The organism is Amycolatopsis sp. NPDC051758 (genome assembly GCF_044453095.1).
GTDB lineage: Bacteria > Actinomycetota > Actinomycetes > Mycobacteriales > Pseudonocardiaceae > Amycolatopsis.
Genome location: NZ_JBITCJ010000004.1, coordinates 766,515 through 789,711, shown reverse-complemented (window position 1 = coordinate 789,711; position 23,197 = coordinate 766,515). Strand labels below are relative to the sequence as shown.

Here is a 23,197-nt window from a genome sequence, read left to right as displayed (position 1 = left end):
CCATCTAGGGCGGTCGAGCGGACAACGGTAGTGTTCCGGTGTCGTCGAGTCTTGGAGGAATCGCCACTATGACCCCCGAAAGCGTTGCCAAGCGGCACCAAACCCGCAACGGCATCGAATTCGCCGTCGCCGACCTCGAAGCCGCCGAATTCGGCCGCAAGGAGATCCGCCTCGCCGAGCACGAGATGCCGGGCCTGATGGCGCTGCGGCGCGAATACGCGGAGGTCTACCCCCTGCGAGGCGCGCGCGTCTCCGGGTCGCTGCACATGACCGTGCAGACCGCGGTCCTGATCGAGACGCTGGTCGCGCTGGGCGCCGAGGTGCGCTGGGCGTCCTGCAACATCTTCTCGACGCAGGACCACGCGGCCGCCGCGGTCGTCGTCGGCCCGCACGGGACCACCGAGGAGCCCAAGGGTGTCCCGGTGTTCGCGTGGAAGGGCGAGTCGCTCGAGGAGTACTGGTGGTGCACCGAGCGGATGCTCACCTGGGACGGCGAGGGTCCCAACATGATCCTCGACGACGGTGGTGACGCCACCATGCTGGTGCACAAGGGCACCGAGTTCGAGAAGTCGGGCGTCGTGCCGACCCCGGACGAGAACACCTCGGACGAGTTCCGCGTGTTCCTCGAGCTGCTGCGCGCTTCGGTCGCGGCCGACACCGGCAAGTGGACGAAGATCGGCGAGGGCATCCGCGGGGTCACCGAGGAGACCACCACCGGCGTCCTGCGGCTGTACCAGCTGGCCGCGGCCGGCGAGCTGCTGTTCCCGGCGATCAACGTCAACGACGCGGTGACGAAGTCGAAGTTCGACAACCGCTACGGCATCCGCCACTCCCTGATCGACGGCATCAACCGCGGCACGGACGTGCTGATCGGCGGCAAGGTCGCGGTCGTCTGCGGTTACGGCGACGTCGGCAAGGGCGCGGCGGAGTCCCTCCGCGGCCAGGGCGCGCGCGTGATCGTCACCGAGATCGACCCGATCTGCGCCCTGCAGGCGGCGATGGACGGCTACCAGGTCCGCACGCTGAAGAACGCGCTGCCCGAGGCCGACATCGTCATCACCACGACCGGCAACAAGGACGTCGTGCTGGTCGAGGACATGGCGAAGATGAAGCACCAGGCGATCCTGGGCAACATCGGCCACTTCGACAACGAGCTCGACATGGCGGGGCTGCAGCGGTACCCGGGCATCCGCCGCATCAACATCAAGCCCCAGGTCGACGAGTGGATCTTCCCGAACGGCAACACGATCATCGTGCTGTCCGAAGGGCGCCTGCTGAACCTGGGCAACGCCACCGGGCACCCGTCGTTCGTGATGTCGAACAGTTTCTCCAACCAGGTGATCGCGCAGGTCGAGCTGTTCACCAAGCACGAGGAGTACGACAAGGAGGTCTTCCGCCTCCCGAAGAAGCTCGACGAGAAGGTGGCGAAGATCCACCTGGACGCTCTTGGTGGCGAGCTGACGAAGCTGACCAAGGAGCAGGCCGAGTACATCGACGTCGATGTTGAAGGGCCGTTCAAGCCGGAGCACTACCGGTACTGAGGCGTTTTAGCCGGTCAGGGCCGTCCCGAACGTGTTCGGGGCGGCCCTGTTGTTTCGTCCGTGCGACAGCCGATGAGTGAGGAATGGACGAAATGAACGCCGAAGCTCCTGCGGCCCCGGTGCTCAGCCGCGACGAGCTCGAAGAGCTGTCCCGCGGCTGGGGCACCGCGGTCAGTGAGGCGCTGGACTGGACCCGGGGCGAGTGGTGACGGTAGACAGGCTGGGAGCAGTGAAGGCCAACGGATTCGAGGTGCTGTGACCGTCGAACTCTTCGCCGGCATCGCCGTCCGCGACTTCAAGAGTGCCGTCGCCTGGTACGAACGCCTTTTCGGCTCCCCGCCGACGTTCGTCGTGCACGACACCGAGGTCCTGTGGGAAGTCACCCCGCACGGCTCGGTCTACGTCGTGCAGCGGCCCGAGCGTGCGGGCCTCGCCATGCACACGCTGTTCGTCGAGGACCTGGACGAACGGGTCGCCGGGATCTCCGCGCGCGGCATCGAGCCCGCCGACCGGGAGAGCTACGACAACGGGGTCCGCAAGATCATCTACCGGGACCCTGAAGGCAACGAGCTCGGCATCGGCGGCGGACCGGCCTAGCGCCGCGAGCGGACGATTCCCCAGCCGACGAGCGCCGCGGCGACGGCGGTGAGCGTGACACCCGCGGTCGTGACCGCGTCCCGGAACTCCGCGGTCTGCTGCGTGCTCCAGTGCGCCGTCGCGATGTCGCCGGTGAACAGTGCCGCGAGGATTGTGCCGGTGACGGCGATGCCGGCGCCGGAGGTGACCTCCGTGGCGGTGTCGGTGAGCGCCGCGCCGATCGTCGTGCGGTTCTCCGGCAGGCCGCGGAGCACGTTGACCCCGGCGACCACACCGACCACGCGCATCCCGGCGGCCACCAGCACGAGCGCGACGGCGACCCACACGTAGCCGAACCTGCTGAACAGGCCGTAGAAAGCGAGCCCGGCCACCACCGCCGAGGCGCTGATCCACGCGGCGCGCTCGAGGCCGACGCGCTGGACGAACGGGTTCACAAACGCGCCGCCCGCGACGAGGACGACAACCTGCGGCAGCATCCCGAGGGCGGCGAGCGCGGGCGGCCAGCCCCAGTCGAGCTGCAGCTGCAGCGTCACCAGGTAACCGAGGCCGGCGGTCGCCAGCCCGGCCGCGGCCTTGAACGCCAGGCCGCTGGAAACCAGGGGGTGCGCGACGAGCTTCAGGTCGAGCAGCGGGTAACGGGCCGAGCGTTCGCGAAGGACGAAGAGGACCGCTGCCACGACGGCCGCGGCGGTGGCCGCCCACGGTGTCCACGAGCCGGTGCCTTCGTTGACGAACAGCGTCGGTGCGACTAGCGCGAGCACGATCGTCGCCGTGCCTAGCACCGCGCCCGGGACGTCGACGGGGTCGCGGTGGAGGTCGGCCGGGTCGTCCGGCGTGATGCCGAACCGCACGCCGATGATCGCCAGCGCGGCGACCGGGACGTTCACGAGCAGCAGGACCTGCCACGGCGCGATCGCCAGCACGAACCCGCCCGCGGTCGGGCCGATCGCGAGCCCGACCAGGCCGACGGTCGAGATGAGGGTGGTCGCGCGGACGCGCAGGCCGTCGTCGGCGAACAGCCGGAAGGCCAGCGCCATCGAGCCCGGGGTGGTCATCGCGGCCGCGATCCCCATCGCCACCCGGACGGCGATCAGCTGCTCCGCGGTGACGACGAACGCGGTCGCCAGGCTCGCGCCGCCGAGCAGGACCAGCCCGGCGAGCATGATCCGGCGCCGGCCGAACCGGTCGGCCAGCGCGCCGAACACCAGCATCAGGCCGCCGAACACCACCGCGTAGGCGCCGGTGACCCACTGCAGCGTGGTTGTCGACGCGGAGAGCTCGCGCCCGATCGTGGGCAGCGCGACGTTCAGGATCGAGTTGTCCAGCATCTCGAAGAGGAACACGGCGGAGAGCCCCGCCAGGGCGACCCACGCCTCGCGCAAGGATCGAGGGGCGGGGTCGGTGAGAATGCCGGTGGTCTGTTCGGAGGACATGCCACTAAGTTAACTGACTAAGTTTAGTGACACAAGGGAGTGTGAGCCGATGCCCAGGACCGGCGAGCGGGGCGGGCCGCAGACGCGGGCGAAGATCTCGCAGGTCGCCACCCGGCTGTTCCTCGAGCGCGGGTTCGACGAGGTCACGGTCGCCGAGGTCGCGCGGGAGGCCGGGGTCTCGAGCGTGACGGTCTTCAAGCACTTCCCGCGCAAGGAGGACCTCCTCCTGGACCGCCAGGTCGACGCGGCCGACGTCCTGCGCGCGGCAGTGCGCAACCGCGCTCCGGGCGTCGACGTCGTGGCGTCCCTGCGCGAGGCGACCCTCCGGCTGCTCGACGAACGGCACGGGCTCTCCGGCGTCGCCGACGGGGCGATCCCCTTCTTCCGGACCGTCGCAGCGTCGCCCGCCCTGATCGCGCGCGTGCGGGAGATCGGTTCGGACCTGCAGCGGCTCCTCACCGACGAACTCGCCCGCGACCCGGCCTTCGATCGCGACGGGCCGTTGCTCGCCGCGTTCTTCATCGCCGGTTACGCCACGGTGCTGGTGCAGACCGCGAACTGGCTCATCGAGCGAGGCGACCCGGACGAGGTGGCGGCCGACCACCGCGAGCGCCTGGAAAGCCTGTTCAACGCCCTCCGAAACGGCGTGGCGTGATCAGTTCCACTCGACGGCGACCCCGGCCAGCCCCGGCCCGGCGTCGCTGAAGAACGCGCTGCTCACGCCGCCCATGTCGCACGCCAGCTCCTCCGCCACCACCGGCAGGGCGTCGTCGCGCGCCCGGACCTGACGCGTGCAGCGGGCCGGCAGCGCGTTGCGGTCGAAGCGCAGCTGCACCAGGTAGCTCGCGCACCGGTCGCGCAGCATGCGGTAGTAGCCCGGCGACGCCGAGCCCGAGTCGTCGCGGACCTCGAAGCAGAACACGTGGATGTCGCCCTCGGCGAGCTTGCGGTCGAACAGCAGCTCCGTCGCCATCGTGTCCGCGTCCGGGTTGCGGCGCATGCGCCCGACCCGGCAGCCCTCGTCGGTGATCAGCTCGACGTCGTCGATCCGGCAGCCCGGATCGCCGTTGTACACGGTCAGGTAGCGGTCCGGGCCGTGCCGCCGGGCGCGCGTCACCAGCCGCGTGCGCAGGCTGACCTGACGGTGTTCGGCGTCGAACGTGATCGTGTCGTGGACCGACAGCAGCTCGAGGTCGGCGTTGTAGTGGTTCGACGACGGGTAGGCGCCGAGCTCGGCGAGCAGGTCCTCGACGATCGACCCCATGTCACCGGAACGCAGGTCGTGGAACGACGCCGCCGGCTGGTGTCCACGCCGGACCAGTCGCGGTCCGATGAGCACGACGAGGGCGTCCGCGGGCAGCTGGAGGACCGATTCCAGGGCCCGGACCGCCGGGAGCGCCTTCGGCACTTCGGGCTGGCGGAGGCCGCGTTGCCAGTAACTCAGCGTGGACTGTCCGATTTGGACCCCGCGCAGGGCGAGGTGGGCGCGCAGCCGCGCCAGGGACAGGCCCCGATAGGCGATGGCGAGCCGCAAGGCGTGGTGGAACTCGCCGGTCCGGAGCGCCTCGGTCAGCTCTTTGGGCAGCTCGGCGACCGATGCCCGGGTCGCGCGGGCGCCATCGATGATCAGTGGGAGGTTCCCGTCTTGTGCCACCGCTCGTCCCTTCACCCGACCAGTGTGTGCGCTGGGCGTGAACACCGCGGAACGTTCACGTTAGCAGCGTAGGGTGGCAGTGCCGACCCCCGTTCAGGGTGGTTGGCCACGTGATGGTGACTGTTCCGCGTTCCGGCTGTGCCCCGGAACGGTCCGTTCATCCAGATGGCGTTCTTGCTCCTTGTGACCGCGTTGTTCACCGTTGTGACCACCGCTGGTTCGCCCACGTTCGAGCAGGAGGCCGTCCGTGTTGGTGAAGTCGAGCCGGGTTCACGCCGTACTGGCCGTGAGCCTGATGTTGTGCCTGGTCGCCCCGGTCACCGCCGGCGCCGCGTCCGGAGTGCCGTCGACCTACCGGAACCAGATCGCGCTGCAGACCCAGGAGAAGAACCAGTGGTGCTGGGCGGGTTCGGGCGCCACCATCGCGGCCTTCCACGGCGCCGCCGTCAGCCAGACGCGCTTCTGCCAGCTCGCCCACGGCGAGACCGGGCAGGACTGCGCGAACCTCCCCGGCACCCTGGCCGACCCGCAGCGGGCGTTCGCGAAGCTCGGGTTCACCTCGCCTGGCCGCTACCTCGACCACCGCATCTCCTACGCCGACGTCCGACGGCAGACGTCCGCGAACCGGCCGGTGGAGACCCGGGTCGGGTACCGCTCGGGCGGGGGTCACACGCACGTCCTCTACGGCTACAACACCAGCGGCGACTGGGTGTACTGGGGTGATCCGGGGCCGGCCAAGCGCTACAACTGGTCGACCTACGGGTACTACACGCAGAATTCGTCCTTCACCTGGACGCACACGCTCACCGGGATCGTCCGATGAGCAGGCGGGTGCTGGTGCTCGCCGTGCTGACCGGCGCGGCGCTGCTGATGACGGCACCGGTGTCAGGCGCGGCCCAGGCCGCCGGCATCAGCAGCGCCGACGCCGCGGCCGCGCACACCGCGGCCGCCGCGCCCGGGCTCCAGGACACCCTGCTCCGGTTCTTCGCCCAGGCGCCGGGGGCGCAGGCGCCGGTTTCGGTGCAGATCGCACCGGACGCCTACCCCGTCTACGAGCTCTCGCCGGACTTCGTCCTGGGCGAGCCGGGCGCGGCGCCCGCCGACTTCGCGTACTTCGCGATCCCCGTCCGGGCTTCCGACGGCCGGACCGCGACACTCTGGTCGGTCCGCGACGGTGACAGCGCCTGGCAGATCGGCAACATCGCCTCGGGTGACGTCGAAAGCGCGTACGCGGCGAAGCTGCCGGCCGGCGCCCAGCTGCTGCACGAGCCGCAGGTCGACGCCTGGTTCGCGGTGCGCGACGGCCGCGTGACGCCGCTGTCGGAGAACAAGGCCGCGGTCACCGTGGCCGACTACCAGCGGACGGTTTCGGGGCGCTACGCGGACAAGCTGCCCGGCTCGGCCTACGCCCGCGACGGCGAGGCAGGCGGCTACGACGCCACCTCCCAGGTGATGCCCCGTGGTGACGGCGGCCCGGCGCCGTCGAGCCACGACACCGGCTGGGTGCCGCTGCTGATCCTCGTCGGCGTGCTCGCGGTCAGCGGCGCCGGGTACGTGCTCCACCTGCGGCGGAACCCCGCATGAGACGTACCGGCGGGCCCGGTGTTGATCCCCTTCCACCGGGCCCGTCGGTCCACCACCGATAATGGCTCCCGTGGGTCGACTGGTGGTCATCGAAGGGCTCGACGGCGCGGGCAAGCGGACGCTGGCCGGCGGGCTGACGGCGGAGCTGCACGCCAAGGGCGCGAGCGTGGCGTCGCTGGCGTTCCCGCGCTACGGCAAGAGCGTGCACGCGGACCTCGTCCAAGAGGCGCTGCACCGCGGGCACGGCGACCTCGCCGACTCGGTGTACGGCATGGCGGTGCTCTACGCGCTGGACCGCAGCGGCGCCGCGGACGAAATCCGCGCGCTGCGGGACGCGCACGACGTCGTCCTGCTCGATCGGTATGTCGCGTCCAACGCCGCGTACGCGGCCGCGCGCCTGCAGCAGGGCGCGGCCGGCGAAGTCGTGAAGTGGGTGTGGGAGCTGGAGGTCGGCCGGTTCGGCCTGCCCAAGCCGGACGCGCACCTGCTGCTGCGGGTCGCCCCCGCGGTGGCGGCCGAGCGCGCCGAACGCCGCGCGGAGACCGAGACCGACCGCGAGCGCGACGCCTTCGAAACCGACGACGGCCTCCAGCGCCGGTGCGCGGCGGTCTACGACGAGCTGGCCGCGGCGGGCTGGCTGGCACCGTGGCACGTCCTGGACGGCGTCGCGGGTGTCGACCTCGAAGCGCTCGCGACGTCGTTGCTGAGCTGACCCGGCTCGGGTCAGGCCAGTAGCCGCGCCGGGTCGAACCGGCCGATCGGGTGGGCCGTCGTGCCGTCGACCACCAGGTCCGCGAGGACCTCGCCGATCACCGGCGCGAACTTGAAGCCGTGCCCGGAAAACCCGCAGGCGAGCACCACTCCCTCCGCCGCCGGGTGTGGGGCCACCACGAAGCTTTCGTCGGCCGTGTCGGTGTACATGCACGTCGCCGCGCGAAGGAACGCTCCCGGCAACGTCGGGAGGTGCCGTTTCACGACGGAAGAGATCTCGTGGACTTCGTCGTCGGACACCGTGCGGTTGATGCCGTCCGGTGTGCACGGGCGGCCGCCACTGTGGAACGCGACCTTCACGCCGTCCGCGGGCGCGTTGGGCGCCGGGAAGCCGTAGAACGTGTAACCGTCGCCTTCCCAGATGTACACGGGGTGCCGCTGGAACGGCGAAACCCCGCCGGACGGCGCGAACCAGTACTGCACCTGCCGCCGGACCGTGAACGCCACACCGAAGTCGCGCAGCAGCTCGGCGGCCCACGCGCCGGGAGCCAGCACCAGCCGGTCGGCCGTGTAGTAGTTGTGCGACGTGCCCACGCGCACCCCGCCGGCCATGGTGCTCCAGGTGAACACCTTCTCCTCGTGGTGCAGTTCGGCGCCGCACCGCGCGGCGAGCTGCAGGTGCGCGGCGACGCTCCCCTCCGGCGACACCAGCCCGGCGCCCGGCTCGTACAGCCCGACTTCGTCCGGCGACGGCGCCATGGTCGGGAACCGCCGCCGGATCGCGGGAGCGTCCAGGAGTTCGTGCGGGATGTCGAACGCACGTGCCGAGGCGAGGCTGCCGGTGATCGTCCGCGATTCCGCCGTGCCGACCATGATCCCGCCGCAGCGGGTGAACAGCCGGCGCCCGCTGTCGCGCTCGAGGCCGTCCCACAGTTCGTGGGCCCGCAGCAGGAGCGGGACGTACTCGGGGCCTTCGAGGTACGCCTGGCGCGTGATCCGCGAACCGCCGTGGCTCGACCCGCGGTTGTGCACCGGCGCGAACTGGTCGATGCCGAGCACCCGCTGCCCGCGCTGCGCCAGCCGGTACGCCGCGGCGCTGCCCATTCCGCCGAGGCCGACCACGATCACGTCGTAGTGCGTCATGCGACCCTCCCGGCCACGCGCGTCCCGAAGTGCTCGATCTCCACCGGCGTCCCGGGCCTGCCGTACTCGACCGGGAGCCAGGCGTACACGATGGTTTTTCCCGTGGTGTAACCGAAACCGGCGCTGGTGACGTACCCGGCCGCGCGCCCTTCGACGTACACGGGCTCCTTGCCCAGCACAACGTCGTCGGCCGTCAGGCGGGTAAGCCGGCGGCTCACGGTCGCTTCGGAACGCCCCGCGAGCGCGTCGCGGCCGAGGAAGTAGCCCTTGTCCATGCGGACGGCGAAGCCGAGCCCGGCCTCGTACGGATCGTGTTCCGTGGTGAAGTCGACACCGGCGGTGCGGCCGCCGGCCTCCAGCCGCAGGCTCGTGAACGCCTGGTGGCCCGCGACCGCGATGCCGCGTTCGCGGAGTTCGTCCCACAGGATGCGGCCCAGATCCGCCGTGGTGTGCAGTTCCCAGCCGGGTTCACCCACAGTGGACAGTCGCAGTGCGACGACCGGGACGTCGCCGACGAACGTCTCCTCGGCAGAGCAGTCCGTTGTGGACAGTTCCGGCAGCACCTCGCCGCTCGACGGTCCCCACACGCCGAGGCAGCACGTTCCCGGTGTGGTCTCGTGGATCTGCGCGGTGCCGTCGCCGGGCAGGTGCCGCCGCAGCCAGTCGAGGTCCAGGCGGCCGCCCGCGCCGACGTGGAACCGCTCCCCGAGGCGGGCCACGGTGAGGCAGCCGCGCACCCCGCCGTCTTCGCCGAGCAGCAGCGTTTCCGTCACCGTGCCTGGTGGTTTCGCCAGGTCGCCGGTTGTCATGGCCTGCAGGAACGGCAACGCGCCGGGGCCGGTGACGGCGAGCCGCGGCACGGACGTCAGGTCGAACATCGCGACCCGCTCGCGGGTGACGAGCGCTTCCGCACCGGCGTCGGCCGAGTACCGCTCCGGCCGCGCCCAGCCGTCTGCCGAACCGAAGTGCGCGCCCGCCGCGAGCTGCCGCTCGTGGAACGGGCCGGTCCGCACCGGTCCGGCGGTGGAGCGGGACGACGGCGGGAACCGGGCGAGGTCGCAGCCGTGCAGGGCGAGTGACGGCTGCCCGTCGACGAGCCAGCGCGCCAGTTCGCGCGCGACCCCCGCGGAGTGCTCGACGCGGACCGCCTCGGCGACCCAGAAGCCGTCGAGGTCCGGGTGCTCGCCGAGCAGCGGCCGGCCGTCCGGGGTGCAGGGGAGCACCACCGTCGTGGTGGTCTCGACCTTGGCGTCCCGGAGCGCGGGAATCAGGTCGGCGGTCGCGGCCCCGACGCCGAGCCGGTCGACGTGCTCGCGGACGTACATCCCGGTGTCGAGGTGCCGCAGCACGGGTTTGCCCGCCTGCACGTGCTCGTCGTTGTGCCCGGCCAGTTCCGGCAACGGCGCCGTCAGCGTGTACTCGTGGGTCAGTGGCACCTGCGGCACGCTCAAGCCGGCGAGTCCGCCCGATCCGTCACACGAGATGACAACGTCGGCGCGGAACCGCCCGGTCGTGGTGACCACGCCGGTGACGCGCCCGCCGGCCCGGTCGACCGCCACGACCTCGTCGGTGGTGAAGCGGGCACCTCGGGCCTTCGCCCGCCGGGCCTGGGCTTCGGCCGCGCGCCGCGGGTGCAGCAGGCCGTCACCCGGGACGTGCAGCCCGCCCAGCAGCCGGGACCCGTCGAGCAGCGGGTGCAGGTCGGCGCACTCGCGGGGGGTGCGCAGGTAACCGCGCACACCCCACGACGTCGCCCAGCCGTGCCGCTGCTTCAGCTCCGCGAGCCGTTCGGGAGAGGTCGCGAGCTCCAGGCTGCCGACCGGGTTGAAGCACCACTGGCCGTCGAGGCCGCCGTACTTTTCGGCGGTGTACTTGGCGAACTCGGTGAGCGTGCGGTCCTCGTCGGTCCGGAAGACCAGCCCCGGGTGGGCGCCGGCCTCGCCGCCACCCAGGACGGTGACGTCGGTCCAGCCGCGTTCGGTGAGCTCGTCGGCCAGTGCGCAGCCGACGAGGCCGGCGCCGAGGACGACCACCCGGGGCCGTGCTGCCATCGCGTTCCCTTCCGGGGCGACGAAGTTGCGTCTTCGGCAACAAAGTGCGTCATGCGAGACGCACTGTCAAGCGCCCGAAAAGGTGCCGGCTCAGGCCCGGGTGAACTCCATGACCCAGTTGGATTCCCAGGTCCGCCCGCCGTCGGCGGAGAACTCCTGCTCCCAGCGGGCCGAAGTGTCCGTGATGTCCGACCAGATGTAGTGCGCGCGGATCGGCTTCCCGTCGTGGACGTCGTCGCCGTAGAAGTCACCGCGGCCGCCGGTGAAGGTGCCGACGACCGGCGGCTGGAGCAGCCCGGTGCGGTCGTTGGCCCAGTAGATCGACCACTCCTTCCGCTCGACGTCGAACAACCGCAGCGTGAAGCCGCGGAACCCGCGGGCCGGGAAGAGGATCTCCTCGGTGGTGCCGCCGCCGTCGAAGAGCGGGGTGCAGGTGGTGGTGCCGGGGAAGACGTCCCAGTCGGCACTGCCGGCGAACAGGGTGGTCAGCCGCCGGCTGACGACGGTCCAGGAGCCGTGGAAGAAGGCGAAATCGGTCATGGCGGTGATCCTGGGCCGCCACCACTGACACCTTCTGTCAGTGGTGGCTGGCAGACTTCGCCGGGTGCGTGCGAGCCGGCTGATGTCCCTGCTGCTGTTGCTGCAGAACCGGGGACGGCTGAGCGCTTCGAAGCTGGCCGCCGAGCTGGGCGTGACCGCGCGGACCGTCTACCGCGACGTCGAAGCGCTCGCCGCCGCGGGCGTCCCGATCTACGCCGAGGGCGGCCCGAACGGCGGCTACCAGCTGATGGACGGCTACCGGACGCGCCTGACCGGGCTGACCGCCGGCGAGGCCGGGTCGCTGTTCCTCACCGGCCTGCCACAACCGGCCGCCGAGCTGGGCCTGGGCGCGCAGGTGGCCGCGGCCGAGCTGAAGCTGATGGCGGCGCTGCCGACGCCGTACCGGGACGCCTCGGTGCGGATCCGGCAGCGGTTCCACCTCGACGCGCCCGGCTGGTACCGCGAAGCGGATCCGGTGCCGCAGCTGCTCGCGGCCGCGGAAGCGCTGTGGCAGGACCAGGTCGTCGAGGTCTCCTACCGCCGCTGGTCGCCGGAGCCGGGCGTCGTCACGCGGCGGCTGAACCCGCTCGGCCTGGTCCTCAAGGCGGGCGTCTGGTACCTCGTCGCCGGGCCGCGCGTGCGCACCTACCGCGTCGGGAACATCGAGGAGCTGCGGACGCTCGACGAGCACTTCACCCGGCCGGCCGGCTTCGATCTCGCGGAGTTCTGGCGCGCGAACGTCGAAAGCTACGAGGAGGGCGAAACCGGCGAGACCGCCGTCGTGCGGCTGACCCCGGCGGGAATCGAGGCCCTGCCGGACATCCTGGGCCCGAGAGCCGCCCGGCTCGTCTCCCGCACGCTGGAGCCCGAGGACGACGAAGGCCGGCGCCGCGCCCGCGTGCCCCTGGAGAGCGTGCCCCACGCGGCCGCGGGGCTGCTGCGGCTCGGCACCGACGTGCAGGTGCTGGCGCCCGCGGACCTGGTGGCGCACATGGGAAGCACGATCCGCGCGATGGCGCGGCTGTACCCCTAGTCCCGGAAGTACCCGAGCTGCGCGGAAAGGTCGTCCGCCGCGTCGGTCATCGGCCGCACGATCTGCTTCACGCGCTGCTTCGAAAGCCGGTACGACGGACCGGACGCGCTCATCGCGGCGACGACGTCCCCGCCCGGCCCGTGGATCGGCACGGCGACCGCGTGCATGCCGAGTTCGAGCTCCTCGTAGCAGGCCGCGAAGCCGTCTTCGAGCACCCGTTCCAGCTCGGTCATCAGCTCTTCCGGCTCGACCGTCGTGCGCGGTGTGTACTGCTCCAGCTTCCGCTTGAGCACCCGCTTGCGCTCGGTTTCGGCCATGTACGCCAGCAGGATCTTGCCGCTGGACGTCGCGTGCAGCGGGGTGCGCTGGCCGGTCCAGTTCTGCGTGGTGATCGCCGCCGCGCCGCGGGCCTGGCTGATGTTGATCGCGACGCCGTCGTCGGCGATGGCGATGTTCACCGTCTCGCCGAGCTCTTCGGCGAGTGAGCGGCAGCTGGCGCGGCCGAGCTTCGCCAGGTCCATCCGGCCGGTCGCGGCGCCGGCCAGCCGCACGATGCCGAACCCGATCGCGTACTTCCCGCGTTCGCCGAGCTGCTCGACGAGGCCTCTGGACTCCAGGACGCTGAGCAGCCGCGACGCCGTCGACTTGTGGACGCCCAGCTCGCCCGCGATTTCGGTGATGCCGGTTTCGCCGTTGCGGGCGAGCAGCTCCAGCACGCTGATCGCACGGTCGACCGACTGCACCTGGCTCTGAGTTGCGTTGCCCGAGTCCTGGTTCCGCATAGCGCAACACTATCCGTTTTGAGCACTCCCTATCGGCTGAGTGGGCGAATCTCTTGACGCGGCCGCCACCGTAGCCGGATTGTTGCGCAGGAGGCGCAGTGTCGCGCAATGCGCAACTTTCACGCACCGTCCCGGTTTCCCGTCACCCGTTACCCGGAGGCCCCGATGATCCGAGCCTGCGCCGTCGCCGACCTGCCCGAGGGGGAAGCCGTCCGCCTCGACGGTCCCGTCCCGATCGCGGTGTTCCACACCGAGGACGGCTTCTTCGCCGTCGACGACACCTGCACCCACCAGGACGCTTCGCTCGCCGACGGCTGGCTCGAGGGCTGCTTCGTCGAGTGCCCGCTGCACGCCGCGCGGTTCGACCTGCGCACCGGCGTGCCGACCTGCCTGCCGGCGAAGGCGCCGGTGCGGACGCACCGCGTGGTCGTCACCGACGGCGCCGTGTTCGTCGACGCGCCCGTCCCCGCCATTCCCTGAGCCCTCCTCCGCAGGTCCGTGAAGGCCGCGCGCCGGCCTTCACGGACCGTCCAGGGGCACCCGGATGGAGCAGGGGCACGTCGCGATCTTGATCTTTCTGGTGGTCAAACACGCGGGTCGTGCGTGCGGGCGCCGGAACTAGTGCGAATATGTGGTCATGAAGGCACGTGTTCTCGTGGTCGACGACGACCCTGCACTCGCGGAGATGCTCACCATCGTGCTCCGTGGGGAGGGGTTCGACACGGCGGTGGTCGCCGACGGCTCACGCGCGCTGCCCGCGCTGCGTGAGCTGAAGCCCGACCTGGTCCTGCTCGACCTGATGCTGCCCGGGATGAACGGGATCGACGTCTGCAAGGCGATCCGCGCCGAGTCCGGGGTGCCGATCGTGATGCTCACCGCCAAGAGCGACACCGTCGACATCGTCCTCGGCCTGGAGTCCGGCGCCGACGACTACGTCGTCAAGCCGTTCAAGCCGAAGGAGCTGGTCGCCCGGGTCCGCGCCCGGATGCGCCGCACCGAGGCCGAACCGGCGGAGTCGCTCACGATCGGCGACCTGGCGATCGACGTGCCCGGCCACGAGGTCACGCGCGAGGGCAAGGCCATCCCGCTGACCCCGCTGGAGTTCGACCTGCTGGTGGCGCTGGCCCGCAAGCCGCGTCAGGTGTTCACCCGCGAGGTGCTGCTCGAGCAGGTCTGGGGCTACCGGCACGCGGCCGACACCCGCCTGGTGAACGTGCACGTCCAGCGGCTGCGTTCGAAGGTGGAGAAGGACCCGGAGCACCCCGAGGTGGTGTTGACCGTTCGCGGCGTCGGGTACAAGGCCGGCCCGCCGTGATGGCTCCATGACCACGGAGACCGGCAGACGGCTCCCCGCGTTCGTGCGTTCGACGGCACGCCTGGTGCGGCGTGTCGTCGTTTTCGCGCGCCGCCGCGCGGTCGCGTTCAACGAGCTGTGGAAGCACTCGCTCCAGTTCCGCGTCACCGTGTCGACGCTGGCGCTGTCCTCGGCCGTGGTCTTCGTGCTGGGCATGGTGCTGCAGAACCAGATCACCGAACGGCTGCTGGACACCAAGCGCGAGGCGGCGATCGCCCAGACCCGCGCGGCCGCGGACACGGCGGCCGGTGAGCTCGTCGGCCTCGGCGGCGAGACGCGCGACGCGATGAACAACCGGCTCGAGAACGCGCTGAAGAAGATCGCGATCACCCCGACCAGCCAGGACGCGGCCGGGTCGGCGGCGGGCACGTTCGTCCCGGTGCTCGCCAGCGGCGGCCACGACCAGTCCGGCGCCGAGCCGTCGACCGCGGGCCCGTTCCAGAACGTGCCGCCGCGGCTGCGCCAGTTCGTCGAAGCCGACCAGATGAGCTGGCTCGAGCACACCGTCACCGACAACACCGGCATGCGCACGACGTACCTGATCGTCGGCACGCCGCTCAACACCGTCGCCAGCCCGCTGCAGCTGTACCTGCTGTTCCCGCTGACGACCGAGCAGAACACCGTCGCGACCGTGCAGAACACGCTGCTCGTCGGCGGGCTCGTGCTGCTGCTCCTGCTGGCGGGCATCACGAACCTGGTGACCCGGCAGGTGGTGCGCCCGGTCCGCCAGGCCGCCGCCGCGGCCGAGCAGTTCGCCGGGGGAGATCTCGACCAGCGCCTCGCCGTGCTCGGTGAAGACGACCTGGCGAAGCTCGCGGTGTCCTACAACGAGATGGCCGCCAGCATCCAGCGCCAGATCCGCCAGCTCGAGGAGTTCGGCGGGCTGCAGCGCCGGTTCACCTCCGACGTCTCGCACGAGCTGCGCACCCCGCTGACCACCGTCCGGATGGCCGCGGACGTGTTGCACGCGTCCCGCGAGCAGTTCCCGGCCGGGCTCGCGCGCTCGACCGAGCTGCTGGTCGACGAGCTCGACCGGTTCGAGGCGCTGCTCGGCGACCTGCTGGAGATCAGCCGGCTCGACGCCGGTGTCGAGGAGCTGTCCGCGGAGTTCATCGACGTCCGCCCGATCGCCACCCGCGCCGTCGAGCAGGTGCGGGTGATCGCCGGCAACGCGGGCAGCTCGGTCGAGCTGCTGCTGCCCGACGAGGAGGTCGTCGCCGAGGTCGACGCCCGGCGCGTCGAGCGGATCCTGCGCAACCTGCTCGCGAACGCCGTCGACCACAGCGAGGGCCGGCCGGTGGTGCTCACCGTCGGGGCCAACGAGACCGCCGTCGCCATCACGGTCCGGGACCACGGGGTCGGCCTGCGGCCCGGCGAGGCGGACCTGGTGTTCAACCGGTTCTGGCGGGCCGACCCGTCGCGCAACCGCCGCACCGGCGGCACCGGGCTCGGCCTGGCGATCAGCCAGGAGGACGCGCGCCTGCACGGCGGCGAGCTCGACGCGTGGGGCGAGCCGGGCGGCGGCGCCTGCTTCCGGCTCCTGCTGCCGCGTCAGCAGGACGTGCCGCTCGGGGAACCGCCGCTGGTGCTGCCGCCGCCCGACCGCGTCGCGGCCGAGGTGCCCCTCGGGATCATCGAGGTGACGCCGGCGCCGGAGGCGATCTTCGCCGAACGTGAGGAAATCGGGCAATGAAACGGCTTTTGCTCGCGATCCTGTGCCTGGTGCTCGTCGCCGGCTGCGCCAACGTGCCGCTGGAGTCCCAGCCCGTCGTCGTCCCGGGTGAACGCCAGGGCCAGGGCTCGGGGGACGTCGTGCCCGAACCGGACCCGGGCATCGACGCGCTGACCCTGGTCCGCGGCTTCGTCCGCGCGACGCTCAAGCCGGGGCAGAGCAACGCCGCCGCCCGCGCCTACCTGGACGACGGGGGCCGGGCGAGCTGGCGGCCGAGCCGCAGCCTGACGATCATCCAGGACACCTTCGGCACGGTCTACGACACCAACCCGCAGCCGGACCCGAACACCGTGGTCGTCAACGTGCGCGGGATCGACATCGGCACGCTCGACCAGAACAACGCGTTCGTGCCGGACTACAGCTCGGCGCTGCTCCAGCTGAAGGTGCGCAAGCAGGCGAACGGCCAGTGGCGGATCGTCGACCCGCCGCCGGACCTGTACGCGACCGAGTCCGACTTCTCCGAGAACTACACGGCGGTGCCCGTGAGCTTCTACTCGGATTCGTCGGCGACGTTCGTCCCCGACCGGCGCTACGTCGTCGCGAAGCCGCAGTCGGGGCTGCCGAGCCGGGTGATGGACCTGCTGGTGAACGGGCCGTCGACGAGCCTGGCCGGGTCGGTGCGGAACCTGCTCGGCGAGCCGATCGAGATCGACACGAACGTCAAGAGCCTCGACGACGGGACCCTGGTGGTGCCGCTGACCGGGCTGACGGGCGTGCCGGACGAGGTCCGGAAGCTGATCGCGGCGCAGATCGTCCTGTCGCTCCAGTACGTCACGTCCGCGCGGGTCCGCATCCTCGCCGACGGCGCTCCACTGGTGGCGAACCACCCGGACTGGCGGCCGAACGAGCTGCCCAACTACAGCGCGACGCTGTCGCTCAGCATGGAGCTGCTGGGACTGATGACGGTCGGCGGCCGGGTCCGGTCCCTCGGCGACGGCGCCCCGGTCCCGGGGCCGGCGGGCAACGGCGGTTACGACGTCGTGAGCGCGGCCCAGTCGATCGACGGCAAGCGCCTGGCGGTGGTGGAGCGCGCCGGCGGCCAGGTCCGGCTGCGGATCGGCGATCTCGGCCACGAGCTGGCGGCGGTCAACCTGGGCGGCAGCACGCTGAGCCGGCCGACCTGGCGGGCCGGCACCGGCGAGGTGTGGACGGTGGTCGACCAGTACTCGGTGGGCCGGATGGTGCTGGGCCCGAACGGCCAGTGGACGCCGCTGCAGGTCAACGCCACGGACCTGACCCAGCAGGGTGGCATCACGGCGCTGCGGTTCTCCCGCGACGGCGCCCGGGTGGCGGCGGTCGTCAACGGCCAGCTGTGGGTGGCTTCGGTGGTCGGCAGCGGCGACTCGGTCGCTCTCCGCGAGCCCCGGCACCTCCAGCCGCACGACCTCCAGGACGTCGTCGACGTCGACTGGGTGGCCCAGGATTCGCTGGTGGCGGTCACCAGGTCGAACTCGCAGCCGGTGGTCCGCGTGACGGTGGACGGCCAGCGGCTGGACGCGTTCAACAGCTCGAACCTGACGGTGCCGGTCCACGGCGTGACGGCGGCCCCCAGCCGCCAGATCGTGGTGGCGGACGCGAGTGGCCTGTGGACGGCCATGGTGCTCGGTGAGGTGTGGCGGCCGCAGGCCCACTCGATGAAGGACGCGGACCCGTTCTACCCGGGCTGATCTGGTTTCACCGGTTCGGGTGACGTCCGGACGTTCGAAACTGTCGGTGCCGGTCGTGACACTGTCCGTGTGATTGCCAAGCTGCTCGATCTGCTCATCCCCAGCCGCTGCGCCGCCTGCGGGGCGCGGGGTGCGCCTTGCTGTGCCCGGTGCGAGCGCGTGTGGGGCTCGGTGTCCGAAGTGGTCCGGGTGCCGACAGCGGGGTTGGTGCGGGTGTTCGCGCTAGCTCGGTACCGCGGCGTGGGGCGGCGGCTGCTGATCGCGTACAAGGAGCGAGGGCGGCGCGACCTGGCGTTGTCGCTGGGGCGGGCGCTGGCGGAGGCGCTGGCTGTGCTGCCGTTGAGGGGAACCGGTACCGGAACCGTTTCCGCTCCTGTCCCGCAGCGTGTTGCCACGGTGCCACCGCCGTCCCGCGCCATCTGTCTCGTCCCGGCGCCCAGCCGGCCATCGGCGGCGCGCGTGCGGGGCGGCCCGCACGTCGAGCGCCTGGCGGACGCCGCGGCGAGCGTCCTGGCCGCCCGGGGCTTCGAAGTCGCGGTGGTGCCCGCGCTGGAGCTGGCCGGGGGAGTCCGCGACGCGGTCGGCCTCGACCGCGCGGAACGCGTGGCCAACCTGGCCGGACGGCTCCGGTTCCGCCGGTCCGGCCGGCCGCCGCCGGGGTTCCCGATCGTGATCCTGGACGACGTGGTCACCACGGGAGCGACCGCGGCGGCCTGCGTGAAGGCCTTGGCGGCGGAGGGATTCACGGTGGTGGCCGTCCTGACGCTGCTCGCGGCCGGGTGAGCCGGCGCGTGCCGATCTTTTGTCCCCCTTGACCAAGCGAAAGGCGGATCTCCCTTTCCGTTGCGAAGCGACACCGAACGGCCGGAAGCCGCACGAATTATTCACACGCCCGAGCGGAAAGCTCCGGCGCGCGGCCGGCCCGGCGACTACCCCCAGCCACAGCGGCAAAACTCCGCGTACGAAAGGAACCTGCCCGAAACAAACCTCGCGGCCGGGTGACTCCCGGGTCACCTACACGAGTGACATCTGCCGGGAACGCGAGCGCGCCCGCGCCCGTTGTCCGGGCATGAGGATGTCGATCACGGCCACTCGGCTGCCACACCACTCCACCGGAGTGGCGGCTGTGCGGGACCGTGCCGTCACCCTCGGCGTCCACCAGCCGGCAGCGATGCGCCGTCCGTGTGAAAGCGGGTTTGGCGGACCGCGTCCGACCAGCGGGTGTTTTCTGGTGTTCACTCCCCGCTCACTGCGCGGGGTGACGGAGTCTCATTCCTCGACATCCCCCGGCTCGGGGGCTGTTGCAACGGGCGTGAGGAAGCTAACGTGCTCCGCAATCAGCAATCCCCGCAGGCAGGGAGGTGACGAGCCCATGTCCCTGGCGCCGGAGGTGCGCTGAGTCCGCGCTCGGGCATCCGGCACGAGACGTCGTGAACCGATCCGAGTTCCTTCTCAGCCCGCGATCCGGGCTTCCGTCCCCGCTACACCGGCGCCGTGTGTGAACTCAACAGCTCGCAGTCATCTCAGCGAGGGAGGTCGTGTATGGACATCGTCGTTAAGGGCCGCAACGTAGAGGTGCCCGAGCACTATCGGGCACTCGTCAGCGAAAAGCTGGCCCGCCTCGAGCGCTACGACAGGAAAGTCATCCGGTACGACGTGGAGCTGTTCCACGAACCCAATCGGCGTCAGGCCAAGAGCTGCCAGCGCGTCGAAATCACCGGAAAGGGGCGTGGCCCGGCCGTACGCGCTGAAGCGTGTGCCGCCGACTTCTACGCAGCGCTCGATTCCGCAGTCACGAAGCTGGAGAACCGGCTGCGGAGGACACACGACCGGAGGCGCGTGCACTACGGGCGCAGCCGCCCGGAGTCGGTCGCCGAAGCGACCTCGGTCCTGCCGGGTGGTGGATCCCCGGCCGCAGCCAGTCCCGCCGCGCGTACCGCGGTGTTGGACGCACCCGAAGCCGAACCGCAGACGAACGGCTTCGCGAGTGCCGGAGAGATCCACCTGCCCCAGCAGCAGAGCTGGGCCGACGACGATCTGGGTCACCAGCCCGGTCGCGTCGTTCGCGAGAAACAGCACACCGCGGAACCCATGACGGTGGACCAGGCTCTCTACGAGATGGAGCTGGTCGGCCACGACTTCTACCTCTTCAACGACTCGGATGCGGGCCGGCCCAGCGTGGTCTACCGGCGGAAAGGCTTCGACTACGGCGTGATCCGGCTCGGCTGAGCCGGCTCGAAGGAGGCCTTCGCCGATGGCCCGCACGCGCCCGCGTGCGGGCCATCCGCATGTCAGGACCTACGGCGTGTGCACACGGGCGCCACCGTTCCCTACGATGGGGTGGGACGGTGGCGCCGACCACGGCCGCCGCCGCGGGAGAACCTGCCCGGGACCGGCCTGGGCGCGATCATGATCAGCTAGTGAGGTCGACCGGATGGTGCTGAACCGCCTGCTCCGCGCGGGTGAGGGCAAGATGGTGAAGCGGCTGCGCAACATCGCCGATCACATCAACACCCTCGAAGACGACGTCAAGGACCTGACCGACGCCGAGCTGCGGGCCAAGACCGACGAGTTCCGCAAGCGGAACGGCGACGGCGAATCCCTCGACGAGCTGCTCCCGGAGGCCTTCGCGGTCGTCCGGGAGGCGGCCAAGCGGGTGCTCGGCCAGCGCCACTTCGACGTCCAGCTGATGGGCGGGGCGGCCCTGCACCTCGGTCAGGTCGCCGAGATGAAGACCGGTGAGGGCAAGACCCTGACCTGTGTGCTGCCCGCGTACCTGAACGCGATCCCCGGCAAGGGCGTCCACGTCGTCACGACGAACGACTACCTGGCCAAACGTGACTCGGAGTGGATGGGCCGCATCCACCGCTTCCTCGGTCTCGAGGTCGGCGTCATCCTGTCGGAGCAGCAGCCGGACGTCCGGCGCGCCCAGTACAACGCCGACATCACCTACGGCACGAACAACGAGTTCGGCTTCGACTACCTGCGCGACAACATGGCGTGGAGCCTCGACGACTGCGTGCAGCGCGGGCACCACTTCGCCATCGTCGACGAGGTGGACTCGATCCTGATCGACGAGGCCAGGACGCCGCTGATCATCTCGGGCCCGGCGGACCAGTCGTCGCGCTGGTACGTCGAGTTCGCGCGGCTCGCCCCGCTGATGAACGGCATCGACACCACCACCATGGGCTCGCGGGAGCGCGTCGAGAAGACGAACCTGATCAACTCGAAATACCACTACGAGGTCGACGTCCGGAAGCGCACCGTCGCGGTCACCGAGAAGGGTGTCCGGTTCATCGAGGACCAGCTCGGCATCGACAACCTGTACGAGGCCGCGAACACCCCGCTGGTCGGCTACCTGAACAACGCGCTGAAGGTCCAGGAGCTCTTCCACCGCGACAAGGACTACATCGTCCGCAACGGCGAGGTCGCGATCGTCGACGAGTTCACCGGTCGCGTGCTGCACGGCCGCCGGTACAACGAGGGCATGCACCAGGCGATCGAGGCCAAGGAAAAGGTCGAGATCAAGGCCGAGAACCAGACCCTCGCCACGATCACGCTGCAGAACTACTTCCGCCTCTACGGCAAGCTCTCCGGTATGACCGGTACGGCCGAGACCGAGGCCGCCGAGTTCCACCAGACCTACAAGCTGGGTGTGGTGCCGATCCCGACGAACCGGCCGATGGTGCGCGCCGACCAGCCGGACCTGATCTACAAGACCGAGGAAGCGAAGTACGAGGCGGTCGCCGAGGACATCGCCGAGCGGCACGAGAAGGGCCAGCCGGTCCTGGTCGGCACGACGAGCGTCGAGAAGTCCGAGCGGCTGTCGAAGCTGCTGGTCAAGCTGAGCGTGCCGCACGAGGTGCTGAACGCGAAGCACCACGACCGCGAGGCGCTGATCGTCGCCCGCGCCGGCCAGAAGGGCGCCGTCACGGTCGCCACGAACATGGCGGGCCGCGGCACCGACATCGTGCTCGGCGGCAACCCCGACTTGATCGCCGACCACGTGCTGCGCGAGCAGGGCCTGGACCCGGTCGAGCACTCCGAGGAGTACGAAGCCGCCTGGCCGGCCATCCTCGAGAAGGTCAAGGAAGAGTCGAAGGCCGAGGCCGAAGAGGTCCGCGAGGCCGGCGGCCTGTACGTCCTGGGCACCGAGCGGCACGAGTCGCGCCGCATCGACAACCAGCTCCGCGGCCGGTCGGGCCGTCAGGGTGACCCGGGCGAGTCCCGCTTCTACCTGTCGCTCGGCGACGAGCTCATGCGCCGCTTCAACGCGACGATGGTCGAGCGCGTCATGACGACCATGCGGCTGCCCGACGACGTGCCGATCGAGCACAAGATGGTCTCCAAGGCCATCAAGAGCGCGCAGACCCAGGTCGAGCAGATCAACATGGAGCAGCGCAAGGACGTCCTCAAGTACGACGAGGTCATGAACGAGCAGCGCAAGGTGATCTACGCCGAGCGCCACCGCGTCCTGGCCGGCGAGAGCCTGCGCGACCAGATCGAGGGCATGCTCGTCGACGTCGTCAACGCCTATGTGGACGGTGCGACCGCCAACGGTTACGCCGAAGACTGGGACCACGAGAAGCTCTGGACGGCGCTGAAGACGCTGTACCCGGTCAGCATCGAGTGGGACGACCTCATGGAGGACGGCGACCTCGACGCGAACGGCCTGCGCGAGGCGCTGGTGCAGGACGCCCGCAACGCCTACGACAAGCGTGAGGCGGAGATCAACGCGCTGGTCGGCCCGGACGGCATGCGGACCCTGGAGCACCAGGTGATGCTGACGGTCCTCGACCGCAAGTGGCGCGAGCACCTCTACGAGATGGACTACCTCAAGCAGGGCATCGGCATGCGGGCGCTCGCGCAGCGCGACCCGCTGATCGAGTACCAGCGCGAGGGCTTCGACATGTTCCGCGCGATGCTCGACTCGCTGAAGGAGGAGGCCGTCGGCTTCCTGTTCAACCTGCAGGTCGAGCGGGCCGAGGCACCCCCGGCGGAGGACGCGGCGGCGCTGCCCACCGGCGTCCCGTCGGGCAACGGCCAGGCCGCGGCGGAAGGTCGCCACGCGCGTCCGGCGCCGCCCCAGCCGCCGACGACCGACACCGAGTCCGTCCCGGCCGCGCTGCGCGGCAAGGGCCTCGGCGGCGGTGGCCAGCAGTCGGGCGTGACCCTGTCCGGTCCGGGTGAGGACGGCGAGGTCGAGTCGCACGCCGACGGCGGGGCGCAGGCCGCGGGCGGTGGTGGCGGGGGGACCCGCCGGGACCGCCGCGCCGCACAGCGCGACGCGCAGAAGAAGGGCAAGAAGGGCCCGCGTCGCTGACGTGGGTGTGATCGGGGCGCGCGGCTGGTCCGCGCGCCCCGTTTCCGTGAAC

At 70.9% G+C, this 23,197-nt stretch carries 21 protein-coding genes; 15 read left to right on the top strand and 6 right to left on the bottom strand.

The features are described 5' to 3' along the window. Positions 1-68 precede the first annotated feature (68 nt). From ahcY to ACIA5G_RS23255, 3 genes are all read left to right on the top strand, one after another. Positions 69-1,541 carry an adenosylhomocysteinase gene (gene ahcY / locus ACIA5G_RS23265; RefSeq protein WP_395926409.1) on the top strand — a complete coding sequence of 491 codons (1,473 nt, stop codon included), beginning with the start codon at positions 69-71 and terminating at the stop codon, positions 1,539-1,541. 83 nt (positions 1,542-1,624) lie between these two features. Next, positions 1,625-1,750 carry a hypothetical protein gene (locus ACIA5G_RS23260; protein ID WP_395926406.1) on the top strand — a complete coding sequence of 42 codons (126 nt, stop codon included), beginning with the start codon at positions 1,625-1,627 and terminating at the stop codon, positions 1,748-1,750. A gap of 46 nt (positions 1,751-1,796) precedes the next feature. Next, positions 1,797-2,138 carry a VOC family protein gene (locus tag ACIA5G_RS23255; protein ID WP_395926404.1) on the top strand — a complete coding sequence of 114 codons (342 nt, stop codon included), beginning with the start codon at positions 1,797-1,799 and terminating at the stop codon, positions 2,136-2,138. Here ACIA5G_RS23255 and ACIA5G_RS23250 read toward each other — a convergent pair. After that, the gene (locus ACIA5G_RS23250; RefSeq protein ID WP_395926402.1) at positions 2,135-3,571 is read right to left on the bottom strand and encodes an MFS transporter; all 1,437 of its coding nucleotides are present in this window, start codon (positions 3,569-3,571) and stop codon (positions 2,135-2,137) included. The two genes, ACIA5G_RS23255 and ACIA5G_RS23250, sit on opposite strands and share 4 nt — an antisense overlap. A 49-nt stretch (positions 3,572-3,620) precedes the next feature. On the opposite strand from ACIA5G_RS23250, the gene ACIA5G_RS23245 reads away from it, so the two are divergent. Beyond that, positions 3,621-4,226 (top strand): TetR/AcrR family transcriptional regulator, encoded by a 606-nt coding sequence (locus ACIA5G_RS23245; protein WP_395926400.1) that lies wholly within the window; start codon positions 3,621-3,623, stop codon positions 4,224-4,226. Here ACIA5G_RS23245 and ACIA5G_RS23240 read toward each other — a convergent pair whose 3' ends face one another. Then, complete coding sequence (locus ACIA5G_RS23240; RefSeq protein ID WP_395926518.1) at positions 4,227-5,225, bottom strand: hypothetical protein; 999 nt, start codon at positions 5,223-5,225, stop codon at positions 4,227-4,229. It lies immediately after the preceding gene. A 247-nt stretch (positions 5,226-5,472) separates the two neighbouring features. Between ACIA5G_RS23240 and ACIA5G_RS23235 the strand changes: the two genes are divergently transcribed. The 3 genes from ACIA5G_RS23235 (at position 5,473) to ACIA5G_RS23225 (ending at position 7,521) form a co-directional block, all read left to right on the top strand. Then, entirely contained in the window at positions 5,473-6,048 is a 576-nt protein-coding gene (locus ACIA5G_RS23235; protein ID WP_395926398.1) for a papain-like cysteine protease family protein, read from the top strand. Next, the gene (locus ACIA5G_RS23230; protein ID WP_395926396.1) at positions 6,045-6,809 is read left to right on the top strand and encodes a hypothetical protein; all 765 of its coding nucleotides are present in this window, start codon (positions 6,045-6,047) and stop codon (positions 6,807-6,809) included. Before ACIA5G_RS23235 ends, ACIA5G_RS23230 begins: the two co-directional genes overlap by 4 nt. A gap of 61 nt (positions 6,810-6,870) precedes the next feature. Next, positions 6,871-7,521 (top strand): dTMP kinase, encoded by a 651-nt coding sequence (locus ACIA5G_RS23225; protein ID WP_395926394.1) that lies wholly within the window; start codon positions 6,871-6,873, stop codon positions 7,519-7,521. Between the two features lie 11 nt (positions 7,522-7,532). Here ACIA5G_RS23225 and solA read toward each other — a convergent pair whose 3' ends face one another. From solA to ACIA5G_RS23210, 3 genes are all read right to left on the bottom strand, one after another. Continuing rightward, positions 7,533-8,663 (bottom strand): N-methyl-L-tryptophan oxidase, encoded by a 1,131-nt coding sequence (solA, locus tag ACIA5G_RS23220; RefSeq protein ID WP_395926392.1) that lies wholly within the window; start codon positions 8,661-8,663, stop codon positions 7,533-7,535. After that, positions 8,660-10,714, bottom strand: a complete 2,055-nt coding sequence (locus tag ACIA5G_RS23215) for an FAD-dependent oxidoreductase (protein ID WP_395926390.1) — start codon at positions 10,712-10,714, stop codon at positions 8,660-8,662. Before ACIA5G_RS23215 ends, solA begins: the two co-directional genes overlap by 4 nt. A gap of 90 nt (positions 10,715-10,804) precedes the next feature. Beyond that, a complete protein-coding gene (locus ACIA5G_RS23210; protein WP_395926388.1) occupies positions 10,805-11,254 on the bottom strand; it encodes a hypothetical protein in 450 nt (149 codons plus the stop codon). Between the two features lie 64 nt (positions 11,255-11,318). Here ACIA5G_RS23210 and ACIA5G_RS23205 point away from each other — a divergent pair, with 64 nt between their 5' ends. After that, positions 11,319-12,287 carry a helix-turn-helix transcriptional regulator gene (locus ACIA5G_RS23205; protein ID WP_395926386.1) on the top strand — a complete coding sequence of 323 codons (969 nt, stop codon included), beginning with the start codon at positions 11,319-11,321 and terminating at the stop codon, positions 12,285-12,287. Here ACIA5G_RS23205 and ACIA5G_RS23200 read toward each other — a convergent pair. Continuing rightward, positions 12,284-13,069 carry an IclR family transcriptional regulator gene (locus ACIA5G_RS23200; protein ID WP_395926384.1) on the bottom strand — a complete coding sequence of 262 codons (786 nt, stop codon included), beginning with the start codon at positions 13,067-13,069 and terminating at the stop codon, positions 12,284-12,286. The two genes, ACIA5G_RS23205 and ACIA5G_RS23200, sit on opposite strands and share 4 nt — an antisense overlap. Before the next feature lie 165 nt (positions 13,070-13,234). Between ACIA5G_RS23200 and ACIA5G_RS23195 the strand changes: the two genes are divergently transcribed. From ACIA5G_RS23195 to secA, 7 genes are all read left to right on the top strand, one after another. Further along, a complete protein-coding gene (locus tag ACIA5G_RS23195; protein ID WP_395926382.1) occupies positions 13,235-13,549 on the top strand; it encodes a bifunctional 3-phenylpropionate/cinnamic acid dioxygenase ferredoxin subunit in 315 nt (104 codons plus the stop codon). A gap of 157 nt (positions 13,550-13,706) precedes the next feature. Beyond that, entirely contained in the window at positions 13,707-14,384 is a 678-nt protein-coding gene (gene mtrA / locus ACIA5G_RS23190; protein ID WP_005150760.1) for an MtrAB system response regulator MtrA, read from the top strand. Between the two features lie 7 nt (positions 14,385-14,391). Next, on the top strand, positions 14,392-16,116 hold the full coding sequence (mtrB, locus tag ACIA5G_RS23185) for an MtrAB system histidine kinase MtrB (RefSeq protein WP_395926379.1): 1,725 nt from the start codon (positions 14,392-14,394) through the stop codon (positions 16,114-16,116). Beyond that, the gene (locus tag ACIA5G_RS23180; protein ID WP_395926376.1) at positions 16,113-17,822 is read left to right on the top strand and encodes an LpqB family beta-propeller domain-containing protein; all 1,710 of its coding nucleotides are present in this window, start codon (positions 16,113-16,115) and stop codon (positions 17,820-17,822) included. The genes mtrB and ACIA5G_RS23180 overlap by 4 nt, the downstream gene beginning before the upstream one ends. A 69-nt stretch (positions 17,823-17,891) precedes the next feature. Continuing rightward, positions 17,892-18,605, top strand: a complete 714-nt coding sequence (locus tag ACIA5G_RS23175; protein WP_395926374.1) for a ComF family protein — start codon at positions 17,892-17,894, stop codon at positions 18,603-18,605. A gap of 759 nt (positions 18,606-19,364) precedes the next feature. Next, on the top strand, positions 19,365-20,051 hold the full coding sequence (hpf, locus tag ACIA5G_RS23170; RefSeq protein ID WP_395926372.1) for a ribosome hibernation-promoting factor, HPF/YfiA family: 687 nt from the start codon (positions 19,365-19,367) through the stop codon (positions 20,049-20,051). Between the two features lie 205 nt (positions 20,052-20,256). Continuing rightward, positions 20,257-23,145 carry a preprotein translocase subunit SecA gene (secA, locus tag ACIA5G_RS23165; protein WP_395926370.1) on the top strand — a complete coding sequence of 963 codons (2,889 nt, stop codon included), beginning with the start codon at positions 20,257-20,259 and terminating at the stop codon, positions 23,143-23,145. The last annotated feature ends 52 nt before the right edge of the window (positions 23,146-23,197 follow it).

Bases quoted from the DNA above. Each gene is read 5' to 3' on its own strand.
- ahcY (WP_395926409.1), top strand. From the start codon at position 69: ATGACCCCCGAAAGCGTTGCCAAGCGGCACCAAACCCGCAACGGCATC.
- ACIA5G_RS23260 (WP_395926406.1), top strand. From the start codon at position 1,625: ATGGACGAAATGAACGCCGAAGCTCCTGCGGCCCCGGTGCTCAGCCGC.
- ACIA5G_RS23250 (WP_395926402.1), bottom strand. From the start codon at position 3,571: ATGTCCTCCGAACAGACCACCGGCATTCTCACCGACCCCGCCCCTCGA.
- ACIA5G_RS23245 (WP_395926400.1), top strand. From the start codon at position 3,621: ATGCCCAGGACCGGCGAGCGGGGCGGGCCGCAGACGCGGGCGAAGATC.
- ACIA5G_RS23230 (WP_395926396.1), top strand. From the start codon at position 6,045: ATGAGCAGGCGGGTGCTGGTGCTCGCCGTGCTGACCGGCGCGGCGCTG.
- ACIA5G_RS23225 (WP_395926394.1), top strand. From the start codon at position 6,871: ATGGCTCCCGTGGGTCGACTGGTGGTCATCGAAGGGCTCGACGGCGCG.
- solA (WP_395926392.1), bottom strand. From the start codon at position 8,663: ATGACGCACTACGACGTGATCGTGGTCGGCCTCGGCGGAATGGGCAGC.
- ACIA5G_RS23215 (WP_395926390.1), bottom strand. From the start codon at position 10,714: ATGGCAGCACGGCCCCGGGTGGTCGTCCTCGGCGCCGGCCTCGTCGGC.
- ACIA5G_RS23210 (WP_395926388.1), bottom strand. From the start codon at position 11,254: ATGACCGATTTCGCCTTCTTCCACGGCTCCTGGACCGTCGTCAGCCGG.
- ACIA5G_RS23200 (WP_395926384.1), bottom strand. From the start codon at position 13,069: ATGCGGAACCAGGACTCGGGCAACGCAACTCAGAGCCAGGTGCAGTCG.
- ACIA5G_RS23195 (WP_395926382.1), top strand. From the start codon at position 13,235: ATGATCCGAGCCTGCGCCGTCGCCGACCTGCCCGAGGGGGAAGCCGTC.
- mtrA (WP_005150760.1), top strand. From the start codon at position 13,707: ATGAAGGCACGTGTTCTCGTGGTCGACGACGACCCTGCACTCGCGGAG.
- mtrB (WP_395926379.1), top strand. From the start codon at position 14,392: ATGACCACGGAGACCGGCAGACGGCTCCCCGCGTTCGTGCGTTCGACG.
- ACIA5G_RS23180 (WP_395926376.1), top strand. From the start codon at position 16,113: ATGAAACGGCTTTTGCTCGCGATCCTGTGCCTGGTGCTCGTCGCCGGC.
- hpf (WP_395926372.1), top strand. From the start codon at position 19,365: ATGGACATCGTCGTTAAGGGCCGCAACGTAGAGGTGCCCGAGCACTAT.
- secA (WP_395926370.1), top strand. From the start codon at position 20,257: ATGGTGCTGAACCGCCTGCTCCGCGCGGGTGAGGGCAAGATGGTGAAG.